General features: G+C 67.1%; 23 protein-coding genes. 15 read left to right on the plus strand and 8 right to left on the minus strand.

Annotation, left to right across the window (positions count from 1 at the left end; all coding sequences use genetic code 11):
• Positions 1-15: 15 nt before the first annotated feature.
• The 12 genes from TK49_RS11710 (at position 16) to TK49_RS11760 (ending at position 12044) form a co-directional block, all read left to right on the plus strand.
• Positions 16-981, plus strand: coding sequence for a LysR family transcriptional regulator (locus TK49_RS11710; RefSeq protein WP_045786852.1), 966 nt, complete (start codon positions 16-18; stop codon positions 979-981).
• Between the two features lie 30 nt (positions 982-1011).
• On the plus strand, positions 1012-1491 hold the full coding sequence (locus tag TK49_RS11715; protein WP_045786853.1) for a CreA family protein: 480 nt from the start codon (positions 1012-1014) through the stop codon (positions 1489-1491).
• Positions 1492-1650: 159 nt separating this feature from the next.
• A complete protein-coding gene (locus tag TK49_RS24775) occupies positions 1651-1827 on the plus strand; it encodes a hypothetical protein (RefSeq protein ID WP_164491036.1) in 177 nt (58 codons plus the stop codon).
• Between the two features lie 368 nt (positions 1828-2195).
• Entirely contained in the window at positions 2196-2723 is a 528-nt protein-coding gene (locus TK49_RS11720) for a (2Fe-2S)-binding protein (RefSeq protein ID WP_045786854.1), read from the plus strand.
• A 30-nt stretch (positions 2724-2753) separates the two neighbouring features.
• Positions 2754-5132, plus strand: coding sequence for a xanthine dehydrogenase family protein molybdopterin-binding subunit (locus TK49_RS11725; protein WP_045786855.1), 2379 nt, complete (start codon positions 2754-2756; stop codon positions 5130-5132).
• 15 nt (positions 5133-5147) lie between these two features.
• Positions 5148-5954 carry an FAD binding domain-containing protein gene (locus TK49_RS11730; protein WP_045786856.1) on the plus strand — a complete coding sequence of 269 codons (807 nt, stop codon included), beginning with the start codon at positions 5148-5150 and terminating at the stop codon, positions 5952-5954.
• Between the two features lie 20 nt (positions 5955-5974).
• A complete protein-coding gene (locus tag TK49_RS11735; RefSeq protein ID WP_045786857.1) occupies positions 5975-6880 on the plus strand; it encodes an AAA family ATPase in 906 nt (301 codons plus the stop codon).
• A gap of 2 nt (positions 6881-6882) precedes the next feature.
• The gene (locus TK49_RS11740) at positions 6883-8115 is read left to right on the plus strand and encodes a vWA domain-containing protein (RefSeq protein ID WP_045786858.1); all 1233 of its coding nucleotides are present in this window, start codon (positions 6883-6885) and stop codon (positions 8113-8115) included.
• Positions 8106-8753 carry an SRPBCC family protein gene (locus TK49_RS11745; protein ID WP_045786859.1) on the plus strand — a complete coding sequence of 216 codons (648 nt, stop codon included), beginning with the start codon at positions 8106-8108 and terminating at the stop codon, positions 8751-8753. Before TK49_RS11740 ends, TK49_RS11745 begins: the two co-directional genes overlap by 10 nt.
• A gap of 58 nt (positions 8754-8811) precedes the next feature.
• On the plus strand, positions 8812-9843 hold the full coding sequence (locus TK49_RS11750; protein WP_045786860.1) for an XdhC family protein: 1032 nt from the start codon (positions 8812-8814) through the stop codon (positions 9841-9843).
• Between the two features lie 270 nt (positions 9844-10113).
• Entirely contained in the window at positions 10114-11217 is a 1104-nt protein-coding gene (locus tag TK49_RS11755) for an SDR family oxidoreductase (RefSeq protein ID WP_045786861.1), read from the plus strand.
• A 104-nt stretch (positions 11218-11321) separates the two neighbouring features.
• On the plus strand, positions 11322-12044 hold the full coding sequence (locus tag TK49_RS11760) for an MgtC/SapB family protein (protein WP_082062902.1): 723 nt from the start codon (positions 11322-11324) through the stop codon (positions 12042-12044).
• A gap of 4 nt (positions 12045-12048) precedes the next feature.
• Here TK49_RS11760 and TK49_RS11765 read toward each other — a convergent pair whose 3' ends face one another.
• The 3 genes from TK49_RS11765 to TK49_RS11775 all read right to left on the minus strand — a co-directional run bounded on the left by TK49_RS11765 (position 12049) and on the right by TK49_RS11775 (position 15562).
• Positions 12049-12516 (minus strand): hypothetical protein, encoded by a 468-nt coding sequence (locus TK49_RS11765; protein WP_045786862.1) that lies wholly within the window; start codon positions 12514-12516, stop codon positions 12049-12051.
• A gap of 116 nt (positions 12517-12632) precedes the next feature.
• Complete coding sequence (locus tag TK49_RS11770) at positions 12633-14174, minus strand: methyl-accepting chemotaxis protein (RefSeq protein WP_045786863.1); 1542 nt, start codon at positions 14172-14174, stop codon at positions 12633-12635.
• A gap of 146 nt (positions 14175-14320) precedes the next feature.
• A complete protein-coding gene (locus TK49_RS11775; RefSeq protein WP_045787863.1) occupies positions 14321-15562 on the minus strand; it encodes a DUF2252 family protein in 1242 nt (413 codons plus the stop codon).
• Positions 15563-15600: 38 nt separating this feature from the next.
• Here TK49_RS11775 and TK49_RS11780 point away from each other — a divergent pair, with 38 nt between their 5' ends.
• Both TK49_RS11780 and TK49_RS11785 read left to right on the plus strand, forming a co-directional pair.
• Positions 15601-17460 (plus strand): glycoside hydrolase family 15 protein, encoded by a 1860-nt coding sequence (locus TK49_RS11780; protein WP_045786864.1) that lies wholly within the window; start codon positions 15601-15603, stop codon positions 17458-17460.
• Positions 17461-17491: 31 nt separating this feature from the next.
• The gene (locus tag TK49_RS11785) at positions 17492-17752 is read left to right on the plus strand and encodes a DUF1289 domain-containing protein (protein WP_045786865.1); all 261 of its coding nucleotides are present in this window, start codon (positions 17492-17494) and stop codon (positions 17750-17752) included.
• Between the two features lie 46 nt (positions 17753-17798).
• On the opposite strand, the gene TK49_RS11790 is transcribed toward TK49_RS11785, so the two are convergent.
• Complete coding sequence (locus TK49_RS11790; protein ID WP_045786866.1) at positions 17799-19235, minus strand: aldehyde dehydrogenase family protein; 1437 nt, start codon at positions 19233-19235, stop codon at positions 17799-17801.
• A 149-nt stretch (positions 19236-19384) separates the two neighbouring features.
• On the opposite strand from TK49_RS11790, the gene TK49_RS11795 reads away from it, so the two are divergent.
• Entirely contained in the window at positions 19385-19891 is a 507-nt protein-coding gene (locus tag TK49_RS11795; protein ID WP_045786867.1) for a hypothetical protein, read from the plus strand.
• Between the two features lie 43 nt (positions 19892-19934).
• Here TK49_RS11795 and TK49_RS11800 read toward each other — a convergent pair whose 3' ends face one another.
• From TK49_RS11800 to TK49_RS11815, 4 genes are read right to left on the minus strand one after another with little or no spacing between them, the layout of a single operon-like run.
• Entirely contained in the window at positions 19935-20654 is a 720-nt protein-coding gene (locus tag TK49_RS11800) for an ABC transporter ATP-binding protein (protein WP_045786868.1), read from the minus strand.
• Positions 20654-21430 (minus strand): ABC transporter ATP-binding protein, encoded by a 777-nt coding sequence (locus TK49_RS11805; protein ID WP_045786869.1) that lies wholly within the window; start codon positions 21428-21430, stop codon positions 20654-20656. The genes TK49_RS11800 and TK49_RS11805 overlap by 1 nt, the downstream gene beginning before the upstream one ends.
• On the minus strand, positions 21427-22749 hold the full coding sequence (locus TK49_RS11810; protein ID WP_045786870.1) for a branched-chain amino acid ABC transporter permease: 1323 nt from the start codon (positions 22747-22749) through the stop codon (positions 21427-21429). Before TK49_RS11810 ends, TK49_RS11805 begins: the two co-directional genes overlap by 4 nt.
• The gene (locus tag TK49_RS11815; protein ID WP_045786871.1) at positions 22750-23697 is read right to left on the minus strand and encodes a branched-chain amino acid ABC transporter permease; all 948 of its coding nucleotides are present in this window, start codon (positions 23695-23697) and stop codon (positions 22750-22752) included.
• Positions 23698-23714 lie beyond the last annotated feature (17 nt).

A 23714-nucleotide genomic window follows, 5' to 3' on the forward strand; every position in this document is an offset into this window, starting at 1 on the left:
ATTCATTGTTCAATCATGCGAACGACAGACTGGAACGATTGGGACACCTTCTGCACCGTAGCCACGCTCGGCAGCTTCACGCGCGCGGCCGACCGGCTGGGGCTGCCCAAGTCTTCGGTCAGTACAGCGGTATCGCGGCTGGAGGGCAAGCTCGGCGTCCGGCTGTTCGAGCGCAGCACGCGCCGCCTGCGCCTGACCGATGCCGGCGAAGCCCTGCTGCGCGACGCCGGCCCATTGTTCCAGCGGCTGCGCGAAGTCTCGGAAGACGCCGCCGCGACGTTTCAGTCACCCGCGGGCACGCTGCGCATTGCCATGCCGTATGAGTTTGCGGCGCGGCAGTTTGCCGAGGTCGTGCTGGAAGTCATGCGCGAGCACACCGGCCTGCGCATCGAGGTGGACGTCGCCCCGCGCCAGATCGATCCGCTCGCCCAGGGCTACGACATCATGCTGACCGTGCCGCGCGGCCCGCTGCCCGACTCCGGCCTCGTCGCCCAGCGCGTGTTCGACCTGCGGCGGGCGGTGGTGGTCGCGCCGCAACTGGTGGAACGCCTCGGCCCCCTGACCCACCCCGACCAGCTTGCCGACTGGCCGTGCCTCGGCACCTCGAACGAATCGGAATGGCAGTTCCGCACGCCCGGCGGCGAAACCCTCAACCTGCCGCTGGACTTCCGCATGCGCACCTCCAACAGTGAGCTGCGCATGCAGGCGGCCATCGCCGGCTTTGGCGTCGCGCGGATCACGTCCGTGTTTGCCACCGATCTGGTGGCCTCGGGCGCGCTGCAGGAGGTGCTGACCGATTTCCAATCGCCGCCGATGCGCGTGTACGCGGTGTTCCCCGGGCGCCGGCTGATGCCCGCCAAGGTCAAGGTCTTCATGGACGCCCTGCACCGCCGCATCGAACGTTCCCGGCAGCACGCCGATGTGCGGTCCACCTTCCTGGACGAAGCGACGGCGCCGTGGCCGCCCGAATCCCTGCTCTGACCCTCCAACCTTCTGGATTGCCGCGAACCCATGCGCCCCTTGACCCGCTTTCCGCTTGTTGTTGCCGCCCTCGCCTTATGCGCCACCGCGTGCTCGCGCGCGGAGGACATCGGCAGCGTCAGCACCAATTTCCGCATCACCGGCTCCGACAAGATCGTCGTCGAGGCCTTTGACGATCCGCTCGTGCAGGGCGTCACCTGCTACGTGTCGCGCGCCCGCACGGGTGGCATCAAGGGCACGCTGGGCGTGGCCGAAGACGTGAGCGAAGCCGCCGTCGCCTGCCGCCAGGTCGGGGACATCAGCTTCGCCAAGCCGCTTCCGCAGCAGGACGACATGTTCACGCAGCGGCTCTCGCTGGTCTTCAAGACGCTGCACGTAGTGCGCGTGGTCGACCGCAAGCGCAATGTGCTGGTGTACCTGACGTATTCCGACAAGGTCATCTCGGGCAGCCCCAAGAACAGCGTGACGGCGGTCCCGGTTCCGGCGGGCCAGCCGATCCCCGTCAGATAGGCAGCGCAGTACCGCGCGCACCACATTGGTGCGTTGCAACGCTGCCGTGGTGGCCACACAACACGGGATGGTGCATACGTAAGCCTACGTATGGTGCATTGCATCATCCGGTGTATGATTAGGGTATTCCCTAACCGGGAAATCCCTAAGAGGCCAATCATGCAAAACACGAACGACCTGAAGCTGACCGATCAACTCGAACGCGAACTGATCGAACGCGAAATGTCCGAAGGTATCTACTACTACCGCCGTCCGAACGGCCAATCGTTCTCGTTTGCCCAGTTCTTCTCGGCAATCGCGAACCTGTTCAGCCCGCAGCGCACCGCCAAGGCCTGATAGGCCGTCATTGTCGATTGTCGATGGGCGTGTGCCCATGCGAGCCGTAGGTAGTACCGCAACACCGTAATACCCGTGCGCCGGCCGTGTCTCAGCACAGCAGCCGCCACACCCGCCAGGTCATGACCGCCTGGTGCCAATCGAGGGCCGGATTCCGGCCCTTTGTCATGTCTGCGGCGCGTGTTTTTGCGCGCTGCGGCATCGCCCTTCTCCTCCGTTCTGCCTCAACCGCCTGCCGGTTGTCTTCTCTCGGGCCTGTGCTTTACTGAGTAGAGCCGCGACACCGATACCGAGACCACGCGCGCATTTCCGCTGCAACACAGGCGCACAACGTGGCCCCCGGCGACCATCCCCCAAAGGAGACTCCCATGGCGATCAGCCTCAAGCTGTCGGTCAACGGTGCGCCCGTCACCGTCAACGTCGAACCCTACACCCTGCTGGTCCAACTGCTGCGCGAGCATTTGCGCCTGACCGGCACGCACGTCGGCTGCGATACCGCGCAATGCGGCGCGTGCACGGTCCATATGAATGGGCGCGCGGTGAAGTCTTGCAACATCCTCGCCGTGCAGGCCGAAGGCACCGAGGTGACGACGATCGAAGGCTTGTCGAAGGACGGCAAGCTGCACCCGATGCAGGAAGCCTTTCGCCAATGCCACGGCCTGCAATGCGGCTTCTGCACGCCGGGCATGGTGATGGCGGCGACGGCCCTCGTGGAACGCATCCCGCATCCCGACGAACAGCAGGTGCGGCAGCAGCTCGACGGCAACCTGTGTCGCTGCACCGGCTATCACAACATCGTGCGCGCCGTCATGAAAGGCGCCGAAGCCATGGCCGAGGCCGAAGGCGACGACGTCTCCGTGCAGAGCCTGGCCGCCGCGCGCGCGCATGCTGCCTGATCAGGCGACCGACGAGGCGAGGACACCACCATGAACGCTCCCGCAGAACCGAACCACCAGCTGATCGGCGCGGCCGTCAAGCGCAAGGAAGACTTCCGCTTCCTGACCGGCGCCGGGCAGTACACGGACGACGTCGTCCAGGCGCACCAGTCGTATGCGGCATTCCTGCGCTCGCCGTATGCGCATGCCCGCATCAAGCACATCAATGCGGATGCGGCACGCAATCATCCGGGCGTGCTGGCCGTGCTCACGGGCGACGATCTGGCCGCCGACAAGGTGAACGGCCTGCCGTGCGGCTGGCTCATCCACAGCATCGACGGCACGCCGATGAAGGAGCCGCCCCACCCTGTGCTCGCGCAAGGCAAGGTGCGCCACGTGGGCGACCAGGTCGCGCTGGTGGTGGCTGAATCGGTGAAGATCGCCAAGGACGCCGTCGAGATGATCGACGTCGAATACGACGAACTGCCCGCCGTGGTGGACACCGCCACTGCGGATACCGCCGGCACCGCCGTCCACGACGACGTGCCGAACAACACCTGTTACACCTGGGGCCACGGCGACAAGGCGGCCACCGACGCGGCATTTGCCAAAGCCGCGCACGTGACGCAGCTCGACATCGTCAATAACCGGCTGATCCCGAATGCGATCGAGCCGCGCGCCGTCAACGCCAGCTATTCGCGCCAGGACGACAGCTACACGCTCTACGTCGCCAACCAGAACCCGCACGTCGAACGCCTGCTGATGTCGGCATTCGTGCTGGGCCTGACCGAAGCCAAGGTGCGCGTGATTGCGCCGGATGTGGGCGGCGGGTTCGGCTCGAAGATCTTCCTGTACCCGGAAGACGTGGCGCTCACGTGGGCATCGAAAAAGGTCGGCCGACCGATCAAGTGGACGGCCGAGCGCTCCGAATCCTTCCTGACCGATGCGCATGGCCGCGACCACGTCACGCATGCGGAACTGGCGCTCGATGCGCAGGGCAATTTCCTCGCCATGCGCGTGCATACGACGGCCAACATGGGCGCGTATCTGTCGACGTTTGCCAGCAGCGTGCCGACCATCCTGTATGCGACGTTGCTGGCGGGCCAGTACAAGACGCCAGCCATCTATGCCGAGGTGAAAGCGGTCTTCACGAACACCGCGCCCGTCGATGCGTATCGTGGCGCCGGGCGGCCGGAAGCAACGTATGTGGTCGAACGCCTCGTGGAAACGGCTGCGCGCGAATTGCAGATCGACCCGGCTGAACTGCGCCGCCGCAACTTCATCCGCACGTTCCCGTATGCCACGCCGGTGGGCCTGACGTATGACACGGGCGACTACGAGCCGTGCCTGGACCGCGCCATCGAATTGGCTGACGTGAAAGGCTTTGCCGCCCGACGCGATGCCTCCCGCGCCAAGGGCCGGCTGCGTGGCATGGGCTATTCCTGCTACATCGAGGCGTGTGGGCTCGCGCCGTCGAACATCGCGGGGGCATTAGGCGCGCGGGCCGGCCTGTTCGAAGCCGGCGAAATTCGCGTGCACCCGACCGGCTCCGTCACCGTCTTCACCGGCTCGCACAGCCACGGCCAGGGCCACGAGACGACGTTCGCGCAAGTGGTGGCCGATCGCCTGGGCGTGCCCATCGACAACATCGAGATCGTGCACGGCGACACCGGCCGCATCCCGTTCGGCATGGGCACGTACGGCTCGCGCTCGATTGCCGTGGGCGGCTCGGCCATCATGAAGGCGCTCGACAAGATCGAGGCCAAGGCCAAGAAGATTGCCGCGCATCTGCTGGAGGCATCGGCGGAAGACATCGAGTTCAAGGATGGCGTCTTCCGCGTGGCCGGCACCGACCGCACCAAGACCTTTGGCGAAGTTGCGCTCACCGCCTACGTGCCGCACAACTATCCGCTCGACAAACTCGAACCCGGGCTGGACGAAAACGCTTTTTACGATCCGACCAACTTCACCTACCCGGCCGGCGCGTACATCTGCGAGGTGGAAGTCGACCCCGACACCGGCGAGGTGCACATCGACCGCTTCGTTGCGGTGGACGACTTCGGCAACATCATCAATCCGATGATCGTCGAGGGCCAGGTGCATGGCGGGCTTGGTCAGGGGATCGGCCAGGCGTTGCTCGAAGCGTGCGTGTACGACGAAAACGGCCAGCTGCTGACCGGCTCGTACATGGACTACGCCATGCCGCGCGCCAACGACCTGCCCAGCTTCACGGTGGAAACCGCCAAGGGCACGCCGTGCACGCACAATCCGCTCGGCGTGAAGGGCTGCGGGGAAGCCGGCGCCATCGGCTCCCCGCCGGCGCTCATCAACGCCATCGTCGACGCGCTTGCACCACTGGGCGTGAAGGACATCCAGATGCCCGCGACGCCGCACCGCGTCTGGCAAGCCATTCAAGCGGCCAAGGCCTAGGCAGAGGAGCCCACCATGTACGACTTCGAGTACCAGAAAGCCACCGACGCCCAGACCGCCGTCACGGCATTGAAGACGCATGCGGACGCCAAATACCTCGGAGGCGGCCAGAGCCTGCTCGCGGCGATGAAGCTCCGGCTCGCGCAGCCGTCTGCCCTGGTGGATGTCACGCAGATTCCGGGCATGACGGGCATCCGCTCGCAGCCGGGTGTGATCACCGTGGGCGCCGCCACGCGCCACGCCGATGTAGCCGAGAGCGACGAGGTGCGGCGCATGCTCCCCGCGCTGGCCGAGCTGGCCGGCGGCATCGGCGACAGGCAGGTGCGCGCCATGGGCACGCTCGGCGGATCGCTTGCCAACAACGACCCGGCCGCGTGCTATCCGGCGGCCGTGCTCGGCCTGAACGCCACCATCGTCACCGAGCGGCGCGATATTGCGGCGGACGATTTCTTCCTCGGCATGTACGAGACGGCGCTGGCTGCGGATGAACTCATCACCGAGGTGCAGTTTCCCGTGCCGGACCAGGCGGCCTACTTGAAATTCCGCAACCCCGCGTCGCGCTTTGCGCTGGTGGGTGTATTCATCAGCCGCAAGGGCAACAACGTGCGCGTGGCGGTGACGGGCGCGGCGCCGTGCGTGTTCCGTTGCACGCCGCTGGAGCAGGCGCTGGCCGCCAGCTTCACCTCCGAGGCGGCGCGCAAGGTCGTGGTGCCGGCCGATGATCTGCTCGGCGATCTGCATGCGTCGCCGGAGTATCGGGCGCACCTGATTCCGGTGCTGGCGGCGCGCGCGGTGGAGCAGGCATTGGCGCGGCATCACTAGCCGCATCTGCGGGGAACTGCATGCCGGTTGACTCCATCGACGACTGCCTCGCGCAGTTGCAGGGCCAGGGCTACTTCGCCAGCCGCGAGCTGGCGACGGCCCTGTTCCTCGCGTTGCGCATGCAGCGGCCGCTGTTCCTGGAGGGCGAGCCCGGCGTCGGCAAGACCGAACTCGCGAAGGCGGCGGCCGGGCTGCTCGGCACGTCGCTGCTGCGGCTGCAGTGCTATGAGGGGCTCGACACGGCCAGTGCGCTCTACGAGTGGGATTACCCGCGGCAGATCATGGCGCTGCGCCTGGCTGAAGCCGCCGGCCAGACGCCGCGCGCCGACACGCTGTACCGCGACGAATTCCTGCTCAAGCGCCCGCTGCTGCAGGCGCTGCTGCCTGATGCCGTCAACCCCGGCCGCCCCGATACGCCGCGCGTTCTGCTGATCGACGAAATCGACCGCGCCGACGAGCCGTTCGAGGCCTTCCTGCTGGAACTGCTGTCGGATTTCCAGGTGTCGATTCCGGAGTTCGGCATCGTGCGGGCTCAGGTGGTGCCGCTGGTCATCATGACGTCCAACCGCACGCGCGAGGTGCACGACGCGCTCAAGCGGCGCTGCCTGTATCAATGGATCGGCTACCCCGACAAGGCGCGCGAGCTGCAGATCGTGGCGCAACGCGCGCCCGAAACCGCCGCCCGCCTGCAGCACCGCGCCGTGGATTTTGTCCACCGTCTGCGCGGCATCGACCTCTTCAAGGCTCCGGGCATTGCGGAGGCCATCGACTGGTGCCGCGCGCTGGCCGCCCTGAATGTCACGGAGCTCGATCCGCAATCGGTGCATGACACGCTCGGCGTACTGCTCAAGTACCAGGATGACCTGAGCCGCGTGGATGCGCCGACCATCGAGCAACTGCTGGCCGCACCTGCGTTGCCGGAGTAGCCATGGACGCCGTGTCGACGCCGTTACCGATGCTGGCCCGCAACGTGACGCACTTCGTGCGCCTGCTGCGCAACGCCGGCATGCCGCTGGCGCCGTCGCGCGCGGTGGACGCCATTGAAGCGTTGGGCCATGTCGATATCGGCCGCCGCGGCGACGTGAAGGCGGCTCTCGCTGCCCTGCTCGTCTCGCACCCGGATGAGCGCATGCTGTTTGACGCGGCCTTCAACGTGTTCTGGCGCGACCCCGACTGGGAAGGCAAGCTGCGCGCGCTGCTGCTGCCCAAGGTGCGCGGCGGCATCCCGCCCCCGCGCAACAACCGCCTGGCCGACGCCCTGCGGGCACAGCCCTCGGGCAGCCTGCCGCCTGCTGTCGCGCCCGACGGCGAGCGCCACGGCATCGTCGCGCCGCTGGCGTTTTCCGCCAACGAGGCGCTGCGCACGCGTGACTTCGACACGCTCGACGCCGCCGAGTGGCGCACGCTGCAGCACATGATCCGCCAGCGCCGCGTGCATCTGGCGCAGGAACGCACGCGCCGGCTGAAGGCGGCCTCGCGTGGCCGCCATCCGGACCTGCGCGCCACGGCCGCCCAGGCCGTACGCGCGGGCGGCGAATGGGTCGGGTGGAAGTACCGCCAGCCCGTCGACCGCACGCCGCCACTCGTCCTGCTGCTGGACATTTCCGGATCGATGAGCCGCTACTCGCGCGCGGTGCTGTACTACTGCCACGCCCTGGTGCAGTCGCGCGAGCGCATCCAGGCGTTCCTGTTCGGGACGCGGCTGACCAACGTCTCGCGGCAACTGCGCGAGCGCGATCCGGATGTCGCCGTGCAGGCCATCGCGCAACTCGTGCCGGACTGGTCGGGCGGCACGCGCATCGGCGCGGCGCTGGCCGAGTTCAACCGCCGCTGGGCCCGCCGCACGCTCTCGTGCCGCGCCACCGTGCTGCTGGTGACGGACGGCCTCGACCACGAACACATCGACGTGCTCGACGCAGAGATGGCCCGCCTGGCCCGCTTCGCCCACCGCATCGTCTGGCTCAACCCGCTGCTGCGCTTCGCCGGCTTCGAGCCACGGGCACGCGGCGTGCGAGCCATCCTGCCGCATGTCGATGCGATGGTGCCGGCGCACCATTTCGACAGCCTCGCCGCGCTGGAGCAGGAACTGGCGCATGCCCGCCGCAGCCGCGTACCACGCCCTCACCCCGCCCACGCCACAGCTCTCGCACCATGGAACTGACCCAGACCCACCTCCTGCCCGTGCCCCTGCAGACCGCCTGGGATGCCCTGAACGATCCGGCCGTGCTGCAGCGCTGCATTCCCGGCTGCGAGAGCCTGACCGCCGCCGGCGAACACGCCTACGAGATCGCCATGCAGGCCGCCGTCGGCCCGGTCAAGGCGCGCTTCAAGGGGCGCATGCAGCTGGCCGACATCACGCCGCCGCGCAGCTACACGCTGCACTTCGACGGCCAGGGCGGCGCAGCGGGTTTCGGCAAGGGCACGGCGAAAGTCGAGCTCACGCCCGAGGGCCCGACCGTCACCCGGCTGTCCTACACCGCCACGGCGCAGGTGGGCGGCAAGCTTGCGCAGATCGGTTCGCGCTTGGTCGACGGGGCAGCGCGCAAGCTGGCCGACGAGTTCTTCCAGCGTTTCTCGGCGGAGTTCGGCTCCACTGCCGGCGCGACACCCGCTCTCGACGGCATGCCGGCGGAGCAGGCCATCCCTGATCTTGCCGGCGGCGAGCTGCGCGCGCACGGTGCGCGGGAGGCCGCGCCTGCGGTCAGCCCGGCGCTGCAGACGCGCAACCCGTGGCCGTGGATCATCGTTGCGGTGGTGGCCGTGGCGGCGGCCTACCTGTTTCTGCATCACGGGGCATAATCGGAGCCCTTCCCCCGCAACACATTACTCAAGCGCGCGAAAGCGCAGCCAACGCATCATGGACAGCGTCGATCTTGAAGTCTTGAAAACCAGCGCGCGCTGGCTGGAACAAGGGCGCCGGGTGCTGCTCGTCACCGTTGTCAAGACCTGGGGGTCGTCGCCGCGGCCCGAGGGCGCCATGCTTGCGCTGCGCGATGACGGCGTGGTCGTCGGCTCGGTGTCGGGCGGCTGCATCGAAGACGACCTCATCGACCGCGTGCGCCGCGAGGGCCTGCAGCAAACCAGGCCGGAAGCCGTCAAATACGGCATCAGCGCAGAAGAGGCCCACCGCTTCGGGCTGCCCTGCGGCGGCACGCTGCAACTCGTGCTGGAGCCGCTGAGCGCCGCCAGCGGCATCGACGCGCTGCTGCACGCCGTGGAAGCCGGCCAGCTCGTCGCGCGCACGCTCGACATGGCCACCGGCGCCACCGTGCTGCAACACGCCAACGCCACCGACGGCCTGCAGTTCGACGGACGACGCCTGGTGACGATCCATGGGCCGCGCTACCGGATGCTCGTCATCGGTGCGGGGCAGCTCTCGCGCTACCTGTGCCAGATCGCCGTGGGGCTCGACTACCAGGTCACCGTCTGCGACCCGCGCGAGGAATACAGCGAGGAATGGTCGATCCCGGGCGTCACGATGGTGCGCACCATGCCCGACGACACGGTGATGGCCATGAAGCTCGATGAGCGCAGCGCCGTCATCGCGCTCACGCATGACCCGAAGCTCGACGACCTCGCGCTCATGGAGGCGCTCAAGACGCCCGCGTTCTACGTCGGTGCGCTCGGCAGCCGTCGCAACAACGCCAACCGCCGCGAGCGCCTGAAGGAGTTCGACCTGAGCGACGCGGAACTGGCACGCCTGCACGGCCCGGTCGGCATCTACATCGGCAGCCGCACGCCGCCCGAGATCGCCATCTCCATCCTGGCCGAGGTGACGGCAGCCAAGAACGGCGTCTCGCTGCCGACGATCCTGCAGGTGGAAGGCGCCAAGGCGGCGCGCGAGATCGCCGCCAATGCCGCGTCGAACTGCGCCGTACCGCCCGCCTGAAGTCAACCCTCTGGCCGGAGGGGGAGCCTGAAAGGCGCGTGAAAGGTTACATTCTTATAAATCGCCGATTCTGCGCACGTTTCGGGCCGTACGGCACCAGGCCGTTCATGCGGCTCGAAGCCCGTTTTGCATGCGCGCCTTCATCTGACGCCATCGTCCGTCCCCGGCCCTGGCTGCGCTGTCAGCGAGCTTGCCGGCGCGGGCGCGGTAGCGTTGTTCGCACGCGGGTCGGTCGCCCGCTTTGCACTCAGGAAATTCGAGTTTTCTCGCATGAGCATTTTGCTGACCGGCGCGACCGGTTTTGTGGGCGGCGCCATTGCCGCCAACCTCGCTGCCAAAGGTTTGCTGGCCGATACACGCTTTGCAGTGCGCGGTGACACCCCGGCCGAAGGGCTGGCGCGGCTGCGCAGCAACCTGCGCCGGTTCGAGTTCGACGCGGGCACGCTGGACGCCATCACGGAATCGCAGATCGTGCCGTTCGACCTGCGCGATGCTGGCGCAGCCAGGCTGGGCGATCCAGAAATCATCATCAACTGCGCGGCGCTGGCCACGTTCTCGAACCATCCGTCGTTGTGGGAAACCAACGTAGGTGGCGTATTGGCGCTGGGCAAGCTGGCGGCGCAGGGCTCACGCCTGAAGCGTTTCGTGCAGATCGGCACGGCCATGTCGTGCGGCCAGCTGGCCGATCGGCACGTCAGCGAAAGCTGGCAGGTGCCGCCCATCGAGCAGCACGCGGTGCCGTATACGTACTCCAAGGGGATGGCCGAACTGAAGCTGCGCGAGGCCGTGCCCGAACTGCCGCTGGTGGTGGTGCGGCCCTCCATCGTGGTCGGCCACAGCACGCTGGGGTGCGAGCCGTCGGGCAGCATCTTCTGGATGCTGCGCATGGTGGCGATGCTCGAGACGTTCAGCTGCCGCCTGAGCGACCGCGTCGACATCCTGCCCGTGGACGACTGCGCCGAGGCCATCGTGCAACTGTCGACCAAGCCCACGCTGGCGTACGACCTGTATCACATCAGCGCGGGCGATGCGAACTCCGAGCGCATTGAGACGCTGTATCCGCGCTTCAAGCGCTGCAAGACGGCGGAAGAAGACGCCCAGGCGCTGGCCGGCTACGTGTACCAGGAAAAGATCGCGGAAAAGGCGCTGGCCCGCAAATTCCTGAGCATGACCGGCGACGGCAATGTGCGCCTGGTCGCGCGCTGCATCCACCTGTATGCCAAGTTCGCCAGCATGAGCTACGTGTTCGACAACACGCGGCTGGTGCAGGAGACGGGCTTCCAGCCGCGCTCGCTGCTGGCCTACCTCGACCGCTGCCTCGAGACGTCGGACGACGTGCCGATTCCCGAGCAGATGCAGTGGGACTATAAGTAGCCGTCCGGCCTCCCGGCCCGCACGGCGTGTCATGGCGCCGTGCTATAACCATCGGCGCTTTTACCAAGACTCCGGTCTGCAAAACCAAGAACAAGGAGCCGCCGATGACGCTGCAAGCCCTCGTCCATCTCAATGTCGCCACGCTGGTCGATTCGTTCATCAGCCTTGCCTCGGCCTTTGCGCTCGGGTCGTTGATCGGCTTCGAGCGGCAGGTCAGGCAGCGGACTGCGGGGCTGCGCACCAACGCGCTGGTGGCGGTCGCGGCATCGGCGTTCGTCGACATGGCTGCGCAGATCGGCACCGCATCGGACACCACGCGCGTGATCGCCTACGTGGTGTCGGGCGTCGGCTTCCTGGGTGCCGGCACCATCATGAAGGAAGGGCTGAACGTGCGCGGGCTGAATACCGCCGCCACGCTGTGGGGCTCGGCCGCGGTGGGTGCCGCGGCGGGGTCGGACCTGGTGGGCCAGGCCATCCTCATTACGCTATTTGTGCTGGCATCGAACATCCTGCTGCGGCCCGTGGTGGACCGCATCAACCGTACGCCACTCGACAACCAGGCCAGTGAAGTCACGTACACGATGTGCGTCATCTCCACCGGCGAGCGCCAGAAAGAAGTGCTGGCCGACCTGGAACGTCTGCTGGAAGAAGCCAGCTACCCGATCAGCGACCTGTCGGTCGAGCCGTTTGGCGAAGACCACGTGGAGATCGAAGCCATGCTGATGTCGACCGCGGTGAACGCGGCCGAACTCGACCGCATCGTGGCGTCGCTGCAGGCGCAGCCGCACGTGGCCCAGGCGTTCTGGAACCCGAGCACGACGGAATAAGCGGTCACAGCTCCTGGGCCGCCGCAAGGTCGAAGATCCGCGCCCAGCGCTTCGCTTCCTGGCGACTGCGCATCGGGATCGGCCATTCTGGCTGCGCTTGATGCTTCAGCCGCAGCGCCAACGTCCAGGCGCCTTCGCGCTCGACCGCATCGGCGCCGGCAATATCGGCAAAGAGAAAGCGGGCGTTCTGCCCATGCAGGCTCAGCGTGCCGCGCTTCTGTTCGGCATCGACGGCAACCTGGCCCCAGCTGCCGCTGAGCGAGACGACGCGCTGCCCCTTCACATTGACGCCATGGATGGCGCGATGGCGCCGAACCAGCGTCAGGGCGAGCGCCACGAGCAACCCAGCCGCCAGCAGCACGGCCGCGGCCCCAACCACCGCCCCATACGCTGAAGCGACCTGGAGATACAAGCGGGCCGCGCCATAAACCAGCAGACCGACGAGCGCGAACGCGGCAAGGATGAACGGCATGGTGCGATTCCTTGAATGAGCCAGCCGGTGATATCCACCAAAACGGCGTTCAAGGCAAGCGATTGCCGTACCCGTCCGTCCCCTTCCAGGCGACGCAACGTAGCGATGCGACGCGATCAGGCCAGCCGGAATGCCGCGATGGCGGCGTTCAGCGCCTGCGCCTGCTCTTCCAGCGATTCAGCGGCCGCTGCGGCTTGCTCCACCAGCGCGGCGTTCTGCTGCGTGGCTTCGTCCATGAGCGTGACGGCCTTGTTGACCTGCTCGATGCCGGAGCTCTGCTCGTTCGAGGCGGCCGCGATCTCGCCCATGATGTCGGTCACGCGGCGGATGGACGACACGATGTCTTCCATCGTGCTGCCCGCGCGCTCCGCCAGCGCGCTGCCGGCCTCCACCTTGGAGAGCGACGCCTCGATCATCTCCTTGATTTCCTTGGCAGCGGCGGCGCTGCGCTGCGCCAGGTTGCGCACCTCGCCGGCCACCACCGCAAAGCCGCGGCCCTGCTCGCCCGCACGCGCCGCTTCCACGGCGGCGTTGAGCGCAAGAATGTTGGTCTGGAACGCAATGCCATCGATCACGCCGATGATCTCCGAGACCGTGCGCGACGACGCGCTGATCTCGCGCATGGTCGCCACCACGTCGGTCACCACGGCCCCGCCCTGCGCGGCGACTTCGGAAGCGCTGTCGGCCAACTGGCTGGCCTGGCGTGCGTTGTCGGCGTTCTGGCGGACGATGGAGGTCATCTCCTCCATGCTCGATGCGGTCTCTTCCAGCGAGCTGGCCTGCTCTTCGGTGCGCTGCGACAGATCGGCATTGCCCGCGGCAATCTGCTTGGTGGCCGCGCCGATCGACTCGGAGCCCGAGCGCACGCGGCGCACGGTGTCGGTGAGCGCGCCCTGCATGCGGGCCAGGCCTTCGAGCAGGCGGCCCATCTCGTCGTGGCGATCCACGCGCACGGGCTGGGTCAAGTCGCCCGCAGCAATGCGATCGAACTGTGCCAGCGCGGCATCCAGCGGCCCGACGATCGCGCGCAGCAGCGACCACGCACACCACAGCGCCACCACCAGCGCGACGACAATAGCCGCCGCCACGATCACACGAAAGCGCGCATACGCCTGCTGCGACGCGTCATAGTTGGCCTTGGAGAAGGCCAGTTGCTTCTTGCTCAGCGCCAGGCTCTTGTCGTTGGAATCGCGGAAGGCGTTGGACACGCGCTTTTCCATGATGTCGTCAGCCGTCGCGCGATCGCCCGCGCGCAGTGCCTTGATGATGTCACGCAGGCTGCCCGCCGCGGCTTCGCGCGCGGTGGCGACCTCCTTGGCGAGGCGGTCTTCTTCCTCGCTGCGGGGCAGCGTCAGGTAGGTCTTCCACGCTTCATCCGACCGCGCGATCAGCTCTTCGGTGCGATCGAGCAGCTTCATCGCGCCCTTGTCATTCGGATACAGCATCGCCTTGTCGAGCGCGGTGCGGGCACGCGTCAGGCTCAGATCCGATTCGCCCAGCGCAAGCGCAGACGGGAATTGATTGGTGAAGGTTTCCTCGTGTGCCAGGTTGGCACCGCGCAGGCCCAGCAAGCCAGTCACACCGATCAACAAGGCAAGCAGGAAGAGGACGGAAACCGAAAGCACCAGTCGGGTGCGGATGGTCAGGCGAGCGGACATGGGCGCGGGAGAGTGGCGTGCACGGCGCTTCACGCAGGCGCGACCATCGCGCCGGGCGGCCGGCTACCTGCACTATCGGTTCGTGCCGGGCCGAACTTGAGGGCTGATGTGCGCTGCAGCGCATGGGCGTGGCCGGCCAGCCGCTTTCAGCGCGCCTTGCGGCCGCTCGTGCCGCGCGCCGCGCGGTAGTCCTCGGCGTAGTCCGCCCATTGCCGCAGCGATACCTTGCGCCCATGCGCAGCCAGCTCCAGTGCCGATTTTCGCCACGCCGTGCCGGCGGCATAGTCCTGCAGCGTGTCGACGAGATCGGTGCCGCGCCGGCCGCAACCGCGCAGATGGCACCAGGCCGCCACGCGGGCCATGGTCTGGAGCGCGTCGTCCAGGTCTGCCACCACGCGCTTGCCCGAGCCCAGCGCCACGCGGTCGGCCGTCGGCTGCAGGCTTTTGACCACGTACGACTTGGCCGCCTCCCGCTTGGCCCCATAGACGACGCCACGCAGCAGCGCCGGCGAGATGGCCTGCGAGATACGCTGGATGCCGACCACGCGCGCCGCCTCGCTGGGCCACGGCGCCACGCTGCCCGCGCTGCCGAGTACGCCGGCCCACACGCTTGGCACGGCGAGCTTGATGTCGATCAGACGCAGCGTGGCGGGGTCGTCTTCCGGGCGCGCCAGCACCGTGTAGCGCTCCAGCCCGAGGCTGCCCGTGCCGGCGATGCGGCGCGCCACGTCCACGGCGACGAAGCGCTGGCCATGGCCGTTGCCCTGCTCGCCATAGGCCTGCAGGATACGGCGCGCGCGGCGGGCCTCGTCTTTGCTTGCACGCAGGGTGCGGCGGCCGTCGATGCGCAGGCGGACCCGGTTGCCGCTGCGCTCCGTGCGCTCGGCGAGATAGGCGGCGCGGTTGCGCTTGCGCAGGCCGCGCAGCAGGTCTCGCACGATGCCGCTGGCCGTGGCGCGCTCCACCCAGCGCGCCTTGCCGTCCACCAGCGTGGTTGCATACGTATCCAGGAAACGGCGGCACAGGTTGTGCGCGTCTTCGTCGGCGAGCTTCCAGCCGTAGGCCGCGACCTGCAGGCTCGAGAGCACGCGCACGAGATCGACCGTGAACGGCGCGGCCAGGGCCTCGTCAAAATCGTTCATGTCGAAATAGACGAGGCCGTTGTCGCCCTTGAAGCTGCCGAAGTTGTCGAGATGCAAGTCGCCGCAGACGAGCGTGCGCGGCGCTTCGTGCAGCAGCGCAGCGTCGGCCAGCGAGGCCGCATACAGGTTGTTGGTGCCGCGAAAGAAGGCAAACGGGTCGGCCGCGATGGCATCCAGCTTCCGGATGAGCCTTTCAGGATCGCGCCCGGCGTTGTATTCAAGCAGGATGCGGGTGCTGTCATGCATGGTCACGGCCTCGTCAAAGTGCTGCGGAGTGGAGTGCAATGCCCTCGAAAATCGAAGATTACGCGTTGATTGGCGACTGTGAAACCGCTGCCTTGGTCTCGCGCGATGGGTCGATCGACTGGCTGTGCTGGCCGCGCTTTGATTCCGGCGCCTGTTTTGCCGCCCTGCTCGGCACGCCCGACCACGGCCGCTGGCGCATCGCCCCGCAGGGCGAGGTGCGCGCCGTGCGCCGCCGCTACCTGCCCGGCACGCTGGTGCTGGAAACGGTGTTCGAAACGGCCACCGGCACCGTCAGCCTGACCGACTTCATGACGGCCCGCCTGCCCGGCACCACCAGCGCGCGGGACGACACCTCTGACCTCGTGCGCATCGTCCGCGGCCTGTCTGGCACCGTTGACATGCGCATGGACCTCACGCTGCGTTTCGACTACGGGGCCTCGGTGCCGTGGGTCAGCCGCGTCTCGGAGGCGACCGGCGTGCCGGCCGACGGCCCGTGCGACATGCCGGACTGCGTGCTGCGAGCCATCGCCGGGCCCGACATGACGACCTTGCGCACGCCCGCGCCGATCCGCGGCGAGAACCTCTCCACCGTAGCCGAGTTCTCCGTCAGCGAGGGCGAAGCGATGCCGTTTGTGCTGACGCATTCGCCATCGCACCTGCCGCTGCCGGGCTCCATCGATGCCATCGAAGCGCAGGTCGACGTGGAAGCGCGCTGGCGTGCGTGGTCCGGCCGCTGCACGGGCGCGGGCGAGTGGACGGAAGCCGTCGAGCGCTCGCTGATCACGCTCAAGGCGCTCACCTACTACCGCACCGGCGGCGTGGTGGCCGCGCCCACGACTTCGCTGCCCGAACAGCTCGGCGGCGTGCGCAACTGGGATTACCGCTACTGCTGGCTGCGCGACGCCACGCTCACCCTGCTTGCCCTCATGAACGCCGGCTACTACAACGAAGCGCGCGCCTGGCGCGAATGGCTTGAGCGCGCCATTGCCGGCAGCCCCGCGCAGGTGCAGATCATGTACGGGATTGCAGGCGAACGGCGGTTGGGCGAATGGGTCGTCCCGTGGCTGCCGGGCTACGAGGGCGCGCAGCCCGTGCGCGTGGGCAACGCGGCGGCGCTGCAGCTTCAGCTGGACGTGTACGGCGAACTGATGGACGCGCTGTACCTCGCACGCAAGGGCGGCCTGGATGGCGACGAGGCGTCCTGGCGCCTGCAGGTTGCGCTGATGACGCACCTGGAGAGCATCTGGCAGACGCCCGACGAGGGCATCTGGGAAGTCCGCGGCCCGTCGCGGCACTTCACGCATTCCAAGGTGATGGCGTGGGTGGCATTCGACCGCGCCGTCAAGACCATCGAGCAATTCAAGCTGGACGGCCCCGTGGAGCGCTGGCGCGGCGTGCGCGATCGCATCCACGCCGAGGTCTGCGCGCACGGCTACAACACCCGGCGCAACTGCTTCGTGCAGAGCTACGGCAGCGAGGAGCTCGACGCCGCCCTGCTCATGCTGCCGCTGGTGGGCTTCCTGCCCGCCTCCGACCCGCGCATCGTCGGCACGGTCAAGGCAGTCGAAGAAGACCTGCTCGTCGATGGGCTCGTCCGCCGATACCGCACCGAGGCCGTCGCCGATGGCCTGCCCCAGGGCGAAGGCGTGTTCCTCGCCTGCAGCTTCTGGTACGTGGACAACCTCGTCATGCAGGGGCGCCACGACGAGGGGCGCGCGCTGTTCACGAAGCTGCTCGCGCTGCGCAACGACGTGGGCCTGCTGGCCGAAGAATACGATCCGCGCGCGCGCCGGCTGGTTGGCAACTTTCCGCAGGCGTTCTCGCATATTGCGCTGGTGAATTCAGCGCTGTCGCTGTCGGCGGCGGCCGACCATGTCAGCCAGCGCACCACCGGCTGAGCGCTGGACGGAAGCCGGTAAAATCGCGCCCATGACCGAATCGACCGCGCTCACTCCCATGTCCGACGACGAAACCCGTGCTTCCGGCAGCACCTTGCTCGGCCGCCCCGACAGCCCGTGCATCGGCATCTGCTCGACCCTGTTCGACGAGGTCTGCCAGGGCTGCGGGCGCACCCAGCTCGAAGTCAGCAACTGGGTCTTCATGACCGACGAAGAGCGCAACGCGGTCTGGACGCGCATCCTGGCCGAGGGCACCGCGCAGGGCTACAACCGCGACGGCAGCCGCAAGTAAGCAAAAAGCCCGGCCGAAGCCGGGTTTTCGTTTGGGCGCAGGGCCGTCAGGACGCCTGCACTGGTTTGAGCTGCAGCGCCTTGTACTCGAGGAACTCCTCGAGCCCGTACTTGCCGTTTTCGCGCCCGTTGCCCGACTGCTTGTAGCCGCCAAACGGCGCCTGCATGTTGAACGGCCCGCCATTGATGTCGACCTGCCCGGTGCGGATGCGCCGCGCCACGCGGATCGCCCGCGCCTCGTCGCCCGACCACACGCCGCCGCCCAGCCCGTAGATGCTGTCGTTGGCGATGCGGATGGCGTCTTCCTCGTCGTCGTAGCAGATCACGGTCAGCACGGGGCCGAAGATCTCTTCGCGCGCAACGGTGTCGGTGGTCTTGACGTTGCCGAGTATCGTCGGCTTGACGAAGAAGCCCTTGGCGAAACCGTCCGGAGTCTCGGGCCCGCCGGCGATGAGTTCCGCGCCCTCTTCCAGCCCCTTGCGGATGTAACCCAGCACGCGATCGCGCTGCACGGCGGAGATCAGCGGTCCGAGGCGCGTCGTTTCCTGCGCGGGGTCGCCCGGCATGTAGCTGGCGGCGAACTGCGCGGCCAGCGCCTTCACTTCTTCATACTTGGCGCGCGGCACCAGCATGCGCGTGTGGGCCGAGCACGTCTGCCCCGAGTTGAGGAAACATGCCGACAGCGTGCCCTTCACCGCCGCGGCCAGATCCGCGTCATCCAGGATCACCGAGGCCGACTTGCCGCCAAGCTCCAGCGCGACGCGCTTGACCGTCTGCGCGGCCAGTTCGGCCACACGCTTGCCTGCGCGCGTAGAGCCCGTGAACGACACCATGTCGACATCCGGGTGGCTCGCCAGCACCTCGCCCACGACGGGGCCATAGCCGGTGACGAGGTTGAACACACCGGGCGGCAGGCCCGCTTCCTCAATCACTTCGGCAAGCACGAAGGCGTTGAGCGGCGCCACTTCCGACGGCTTGAGCACCACGGTGCAGCCGGCCGCGAGCGCGGGGGCGACCTTCAGCGTGATCTGGTTGAGCGGATAGTTCCACGGCGTGATGGCGCCCACCACGCCCACGGGCTCGCGCACCACCAGCGAATTGCCGACGCGCTCTTCAAACTCGAACGTGCCGAGCAACTTGGCGAAATTGCCCCAGTTGTAGACCGGGCCGCCCACCTGGATCGCGCGCGCCAGCTTGATCGGCATGCCGACTTCGCCGGCAATCAGCTGGGCGAGTTCTTCGCTGCGGGCCTTGAGGCCATCAGCGATCTTCTGAACGTATTCGGCGCGCTTGGCCACCGGCGTGGCGGCCCACGCGTCGAATGCGGCGCGTGCGGCGGCCACGGCGGCCTCCGCGTCGGCGGCGCTGCCTTCGGGAATCGTTCCAATCACCTCTTCGGTGGCCGAATGAATCACTTCAATGACGCCCTTGCCTTGCGGCGCCACCCACTTGCCATTGATGAAAAGCTTGTCGCGTTGCTGCATCGTTGCTTGTCTCGCTCTGGTGGATGCGCGATCTTGCGCGTTGTGCTATCCGGGTTGCGACGGAGCCGCATGCCGCGCCCGGGCGGTTATGATCGATCTATTGTAGAGCCAGAGCGTGCCTTGCAGACGCGCCAGCCGAGGGAGACAGCATGACCACCACGATCTACCAAAAGACCGAAAAGGGCCAGGACGAGATCCGCACGCGCGCGAACCGTCTCGACCAGCGGCATCGCGCGGTGCTGCTGATGGTCAACGGCGAAAAGACCTGCGACGACATCCTCCTCCAGCTGCAGCCGCTCGGCATGACGCAGGCGGTGTTCGACGAGCTGGAACAAGGCGGCTACATCCGCATCCATGTCGGAAGCCCAGTGGCGGCGAAGGCGGCGCCGGCCCCTACGCCAGTTGTAGCGGCGCCGGGCGATCAGGGTGTCGAAGGCTATCAGCGTCTCTACCGCTTCTATACCGAAACCATCAGCCGCTATCTGGGCCTGCGCGGCTATCTGCTGGAAATGAAGGTCGAGAAGGCCGGCAGCATCAGCGAGCTGATCGCGCTGCGCGAAACGCTCAAGGCGGCACTTGCCAAGACGCGCGGCGAGCCCGACACCAGCAACGTCATCGCCCAGCTCGACCTGCTCATCGAGGAAGCCACCGGCTAGCGCGCAAGGACGGACGCCCGCGCCCATCCTGCGCCTTGCCGGGTCAGACTTCCAACCACTCCTGCCGCACCTTGGCGTCGGCCTTCAACTGCGCGGGCGTGCCTTCAAACACGATCTGCCCGTGCCCCATCACATAGACACGCTGTGAGATGTCCAGCGCAATCGCCAGCTTCTGCTCGACGAGCAGCACGGAAATCCCCCGCTCCTTGAGCGTCTTCAGGTATTCGCCCACCAGCGTGACGATCAGCGGCGCCAAGCCTTCCGTGGGCTCGTCGATGATGATGAAATCCGGGTCGCCCATCAGCGTGCGGCACAGCGTCAGCATCTGCTGCTCGCCGCCCGAGAGCACGCCCGCGGCGGTGTTCTCGCGCTCCTTCAGGCGCGGGAACATCTGGTACATGTCGTCGATCTGCCAGCGCGGCTTGGGGCTGTTCGGGTTGCGCTTCTCGCCCAGCAGCAGGTTCTGCCGCACCGTGAGCGTGGGAAAGATGTCGCGGTTCTCGGGCACGTAGCCGATGCCCTGGTGCGCCACCTCGAACGTGCGCAGGCCGCTGACGTTCTTGCCGCGCAGCAGGATCTCGCCTTCGTGCCGAACCATGCCCATGATCGACTTGGCCAGCGTCGAGCGTCCCACCCCGTTGCGCCCCAGCAGCGCGACGATCTCGCCTTCGCCGACGTGCATGTCGACGCCGTGCAGGATGTGGCTCTTGCCGTAATACGCGTGGAGGCCGCGCACCTCCAGCATCGGAGTATTCGTCGCCATCAGTGCGCTCCTGCAGGTTCGTCCAGCGTGGTGCCGAGGTAAGCCTCCTTCACGCGGCGGTTGTTGCGAATGGCCTCGGGGGTGTCGGTGGCGATCACCTCGCCGTAGACCAGCACCGAGATGCGGTCCGCCAGGCCGAAGACGACGCTCATGTCGTGCTCGACCATCACCAGCGTCTTGCCGACGGTGACCTTGCGGATGAGGTCCACCGCGTGGTCGGATTCTGAGCGGCTCATGCCGGCCGTCGGCTCGTCGAGCAGGATCACGTCGGCGCCGCCGGCGATGGTGATGCCGATCTCCAGCGCGCGCTGCTCGGCATACGTCAGCAGGCCCGCGGCGGCATCGCGCCGGTGCGTCATGCCGATCTGCTCGAGCACCTCCTCGGCACGTTCGCGCGCATCCCGCAGCTCGGCGAGCTTGTGCCAGAACGAATACTTGTAGCCGAGCGACCAGAGCACCGCGCAGCGCAGGTTCTCGAACACCGAGAGCCGATGGAAGATGTTGGTGATCTGGAAGCTGCGCGACAGGCCCTTGCGGTTGATCTCGAACGGCGCCAGGCCGCTGATCTCTTCGCCATTGAGCTTCACGCTGCCCGAGGTGGCGGGGAAGCGGCCAGAGATCAGGTTGAACGTGGTCGACTTGCCGGCGCCGTTCGGCCCGATGAGCGCATGGCGCTCGCCCTTGCCGATGGTCAGGTTGACGCCGCGAATGATCTCAGTCGCGCCGAAGCGCTTGCGGACGTCGCGCAACTCCAGTGCTGCGGTCGGTTGGCTCATGGTTGCGGCTCCTGCAATGCGTTGTCCCAGGACGTGCGCAGCCTGCCCGCTGCCGCACGCAGACCGAAGGCGCCCACCAGCCACAGCACGGCGGTGATGGCCCACGGCTTCAAGGTCGTCGGTTCGACGGCCAGGCCGAACAGCGTGGCCACACCACCCGAGCTGTCGTCCTGCACCGCGTAGATCATCTCCACGGTGGAGATCAGGGCCACCAGGAGAATGGCCGCCGGCACGATCGCCATGCCGTAGGCCGGCAACAGTGTCTTGACCTTGCCGCGCCGCAGGATCGGCACGTGCATCATCAGCAGGCTCGCGATGCCGCCCGGCGCGTACATGACCATCAGCACGAAGAACAGGCCCAGGTACAACAGCCACGCCTTGGTGATGCCCGACAGCGCCACGGTGAAGAACACCGTCAGCACCGCGCCGATGATCGGCCCGAAGAAGCTGCCCATGCCGCCGATGAACGCCGCCAGCAGCACCGAGCCCGAGCGTACGGCCGACACGTTCTCCGCCGTCACGATCTCAAAGTTGATGCACGACAGCGCGCCGGCAATGCCCGCAAAGAACGCCGACAGGATCACCACGAGGTACCGCACGCGCTGCGTGTTGTAGCCGATGAACTCCACCCGTTCGGGGTTGTCGCGCACGGCGTTGGCAATACGGCCCAGCGGCGTCTGCGTCCAGGCGTACATGAGCGCCATGGAGATCAGGCACCACGCGGCGATCAGGTAATACACCTGCCGCGCCGGCCCGAAGGTGACGCCCAGCAGCGCATCGCCGATGCTGCGGTTCGTCGAGACACCGCCCTCGCCGCCAAAGAAATCCGGGAACATCAACGCACTGGCGAAGACCATCTCTCCGATGCCGAGCGTGATCATGGCAAACGTGGTGCCGGACTTCTTGGTGGTGACGTAACCGAAGATCACGCCGAAGAGCGCACCGCCCAGCCCGCCGGCGATCGGCAGCAACGCTACCGCAAGCGGCCCCGCGATGCCGAGCGTCTGCATCGCGCCGATCTTGTTGAGCAGGTGCACGGCCATGAAGGCACCGAGGCCTGAATACACCGCGTGCCCGAACGACAGCATGCCGGACTGGCCCAGCAGCATGTTGTACGACAGCGCGAAGATGATCATGATGCCCATCTGCGAGAGCAGCGTGATGGCAAAGCCCTGCGGCCAGATCAGGGGCAGCACGATCATCACCAGTGCGGTCGCGCCCCAGATCAGCCAGCGCGCGAGGTTGACCGGCTTGAACTTCATGGTGCGCGCGCGATCGTTGGGCGGCAGCGTTTGTTGTTGTGGCATGGCGCGTTCCATTTAGCTCTCCCGCGTACCCATCAGCCCGCGTGGGCGGAAGATCAGCATCAGCACCAGCAGCAGATACGGCAACACCGGTGCAACCTGCGCAATCGTGAGGTTCCAGACCGAGATCAGCGGCACGTCGGGGTTGAGCGTGACGCCGATCTTCTGAAGCATGCTCGTCACCGAGATGTCCAGCGTGACGGCAAAGGTCTGGATGCAGCCGATGAGCAGCGACGCGATGAACGCGCCCACCAGCGAGCCCATGCCGCCCACCACCGCCACCACGAACACGATGGAGCCGACCGCCGCCGCCATCGACGGCTCGGTCACGAAGGCATTGCCGCCGATGACCCCGGCCAGGCCGGCCAGCGCACAGCCGCCGCCAAACACGAGCATGAACACGCGCGGCACGTTGTGGCCCAGCGCCTCGACCATGTCCGGATGGGTGAGCGCAGCCTGGATGACGAGGCCGATGCGCGTGCGGGTGAGCAGCAGGAAGATGCCGACCAGCATCAGCAGCGACACCAGCATCATGAACGCGCGGTACTTCGGAAACGACGAGGTGAACAGCGTGAACAGCGGCCCATCCAGTGCCTCCGGCACGCGGTACGGCACGGCCGGCAGGCCCCACACCAGCTTCACGCCTTCTTCAATCAGATAGGCCAGGCCGAAGGTGAACAGCAGTTCGGCGACGTGGCCGTAGCGGTGCACCGTGCGCAGGCCGAAGCGCTCGACCACCGCACCCAGCGCCCCCACCAGCAGCGGCGCCACGATGAGCGCCGCCCAGAAGCCCAGATGGCCGCTGACGACGTAGGCGAAATACGCGCCCAGCATGTAGAAGCTGGCATGCGCAAAGTTGAGAACGCCCATCATGCTGAAGATCAGCGTCAGGCCTGAAGACAGCATGAACAGCAGCAGCCCGTAGCTGATGCCGTTCAAGAGATTGATGACTAGGAATTCCACGCTACAGCCCTTTCAGC

It is taken from the genome of Ralstonia mannitolilytica (genome assembly GCF_000954135.1).
GTDB lineage: Bacteria > Pseudomonadota > Gammaproteobacteria > Burkholderiales > Burkholderiaceae > Ralstonia > Ralstonia mannitolilytica.

Coding starts and splice junctions, on each gene's coding strand:
- TK49_RS11785 (WP_045786865.1), top strand. CDS start 17,492: ATGACCGAATCGACCGCGCTCACTCCCATGTCCGACGACGAAACCCGT.
- TK49_RS11725 (WP_045786855.1), top strand. CDS start 2,754: ATGAACGCTCCCGCAGAACCGAACCACCAGCTGATCGGCGCGGCCGTC.
- TK49_RS11745 (WP_045786859.1), top strand. CDS start 8,106: ATGGAACTGACCCAGACCCACCTCCTGCCCGTGCCCCTGCAGACCGCC.
- TK49_RS11715 (WP_045786853.1), top strand. CDS start 1,012: ATGCGCCCCTTGACCCGCTTTCCGCTTGTTGTTGCCGCCCTCGCCTTA.
- TK49_RS11800 (WP_045786868.1), bottom strand. CDS start 20,654: ATGGCGACGAATACTCCGATGCTGGAGGTGCGCGGCCTCCACGCGTAT.
- TK49_RS11770 (WP_045786863.1), bottom strand. CDS start 14,174: ATGTCCGCTCGCCTGACCATCCGCACCCGACTGGTGCTTTCGGTTTCC.
- TK49_RS11730 (WP_045786856.1), top strand. CDS start 5,148: ATGTACGACTTCGAGTACCAGAAAGCCACCGACGCCCAGACCGCCGTC.
- TK49_RS11710 (WP_045786852.1), top strand. CDS start 16: ATGCGAACGACAGACTGGAACGATTGGGACACCTTCTGCACCGTAGCC.
- TK49_RS11755 (WP_045786861.1), top strand. CDS start 10,114: ATGAGCATTTTGCTGACCGGCGCGACCGGTTTTGTGGGCGGCGCCATT.
- TK49_RS11720 (WP_045786854.1), top strand. CDS start 2,196: ATGGCGATCAGCCTCAAGCTGTCGGTCAACGGTGCGCCCGTCACCGTC.
- TK49_RS11775 (WP_045787863.1), bottom strand. CDS start 15,562: ATGCATGACAGCACCCGCATCCTGCTTGAATACAACGCCGGGCGCGAT.
- TK49_RS11810 (WP_045786870.1), bottom strand. CDS start 22,749: ATGGAACGCGCCATGCCACAACAACAAACGCTGCCGCCCAACGATCGC.
- TK49_RS11750 (WP_045786860.1), top strand. CDS start 8,812: ATGGACAGCGTCGATCTTGAAGTCTTGAAAACCAGCGCGCGCTGGCTG.
- TK49_RS11735 (WP_045786857.1), top strand. CDS start 5,975: ATGCCGGTTGACTCCATCGACGACTGCCTCGCGCAGTTGCAGGGCCAG.
- TK49_RS11795 (WP_045786867.1), top strand. CDS start 19,385: ATGACCACCACGATCTACCAAAAGACCGAAAAGGGCCAGGACGAGATC.
- TK49_RS11760 (WP_082062902.1), top strand. CDS start 11,322: ATGACGCTGCAAGCCCTCGTCCATCTCAATGTCGCCACGCTGGTCGAT.
- TK49_RS11740 (WP_045786858.1), top strand. CDS start 6,883: ATGGACGCCGTGTCGACGCCGTTACCGATGCTGGCCCGCAACGTGACG.
- TK49_RS24775 (WP_164491036.1), top strand. CDS start 1,651: ATGCAAAACACGAACGACCTGAAGCTGACCGATCAACTCGAACGCGAA.
- TK49_RS11780 (WP_045786864.1), top strand. CDS start 15,601: ATGCCCTCGAAAATCGAAGATTACGCGTTGATTGGCGACTGTGAAACC.
- TK49_RS11805 (WP_045786869.1), bottom strand. CDS start 21,430: ATGAGCCAACCGACCGCAGCACTGGAGTTGCGCGACGTCCGCAAGCGC.
- TK49_RS11765 (WP_045786862.1), bottom strand. CDS start 12,516: ATGCCGTTCATCCTTGCCGCGTTCGCGCTCGTCGGTCTGCTGGTTTAT.
- TK49_RS11790 (WP_045786866.1), bottom strand. CDS start 19,235: ATGCAGCAACGCGACAAGCTTTTCATCAATGGCAAGTGGGTGGCGCCG.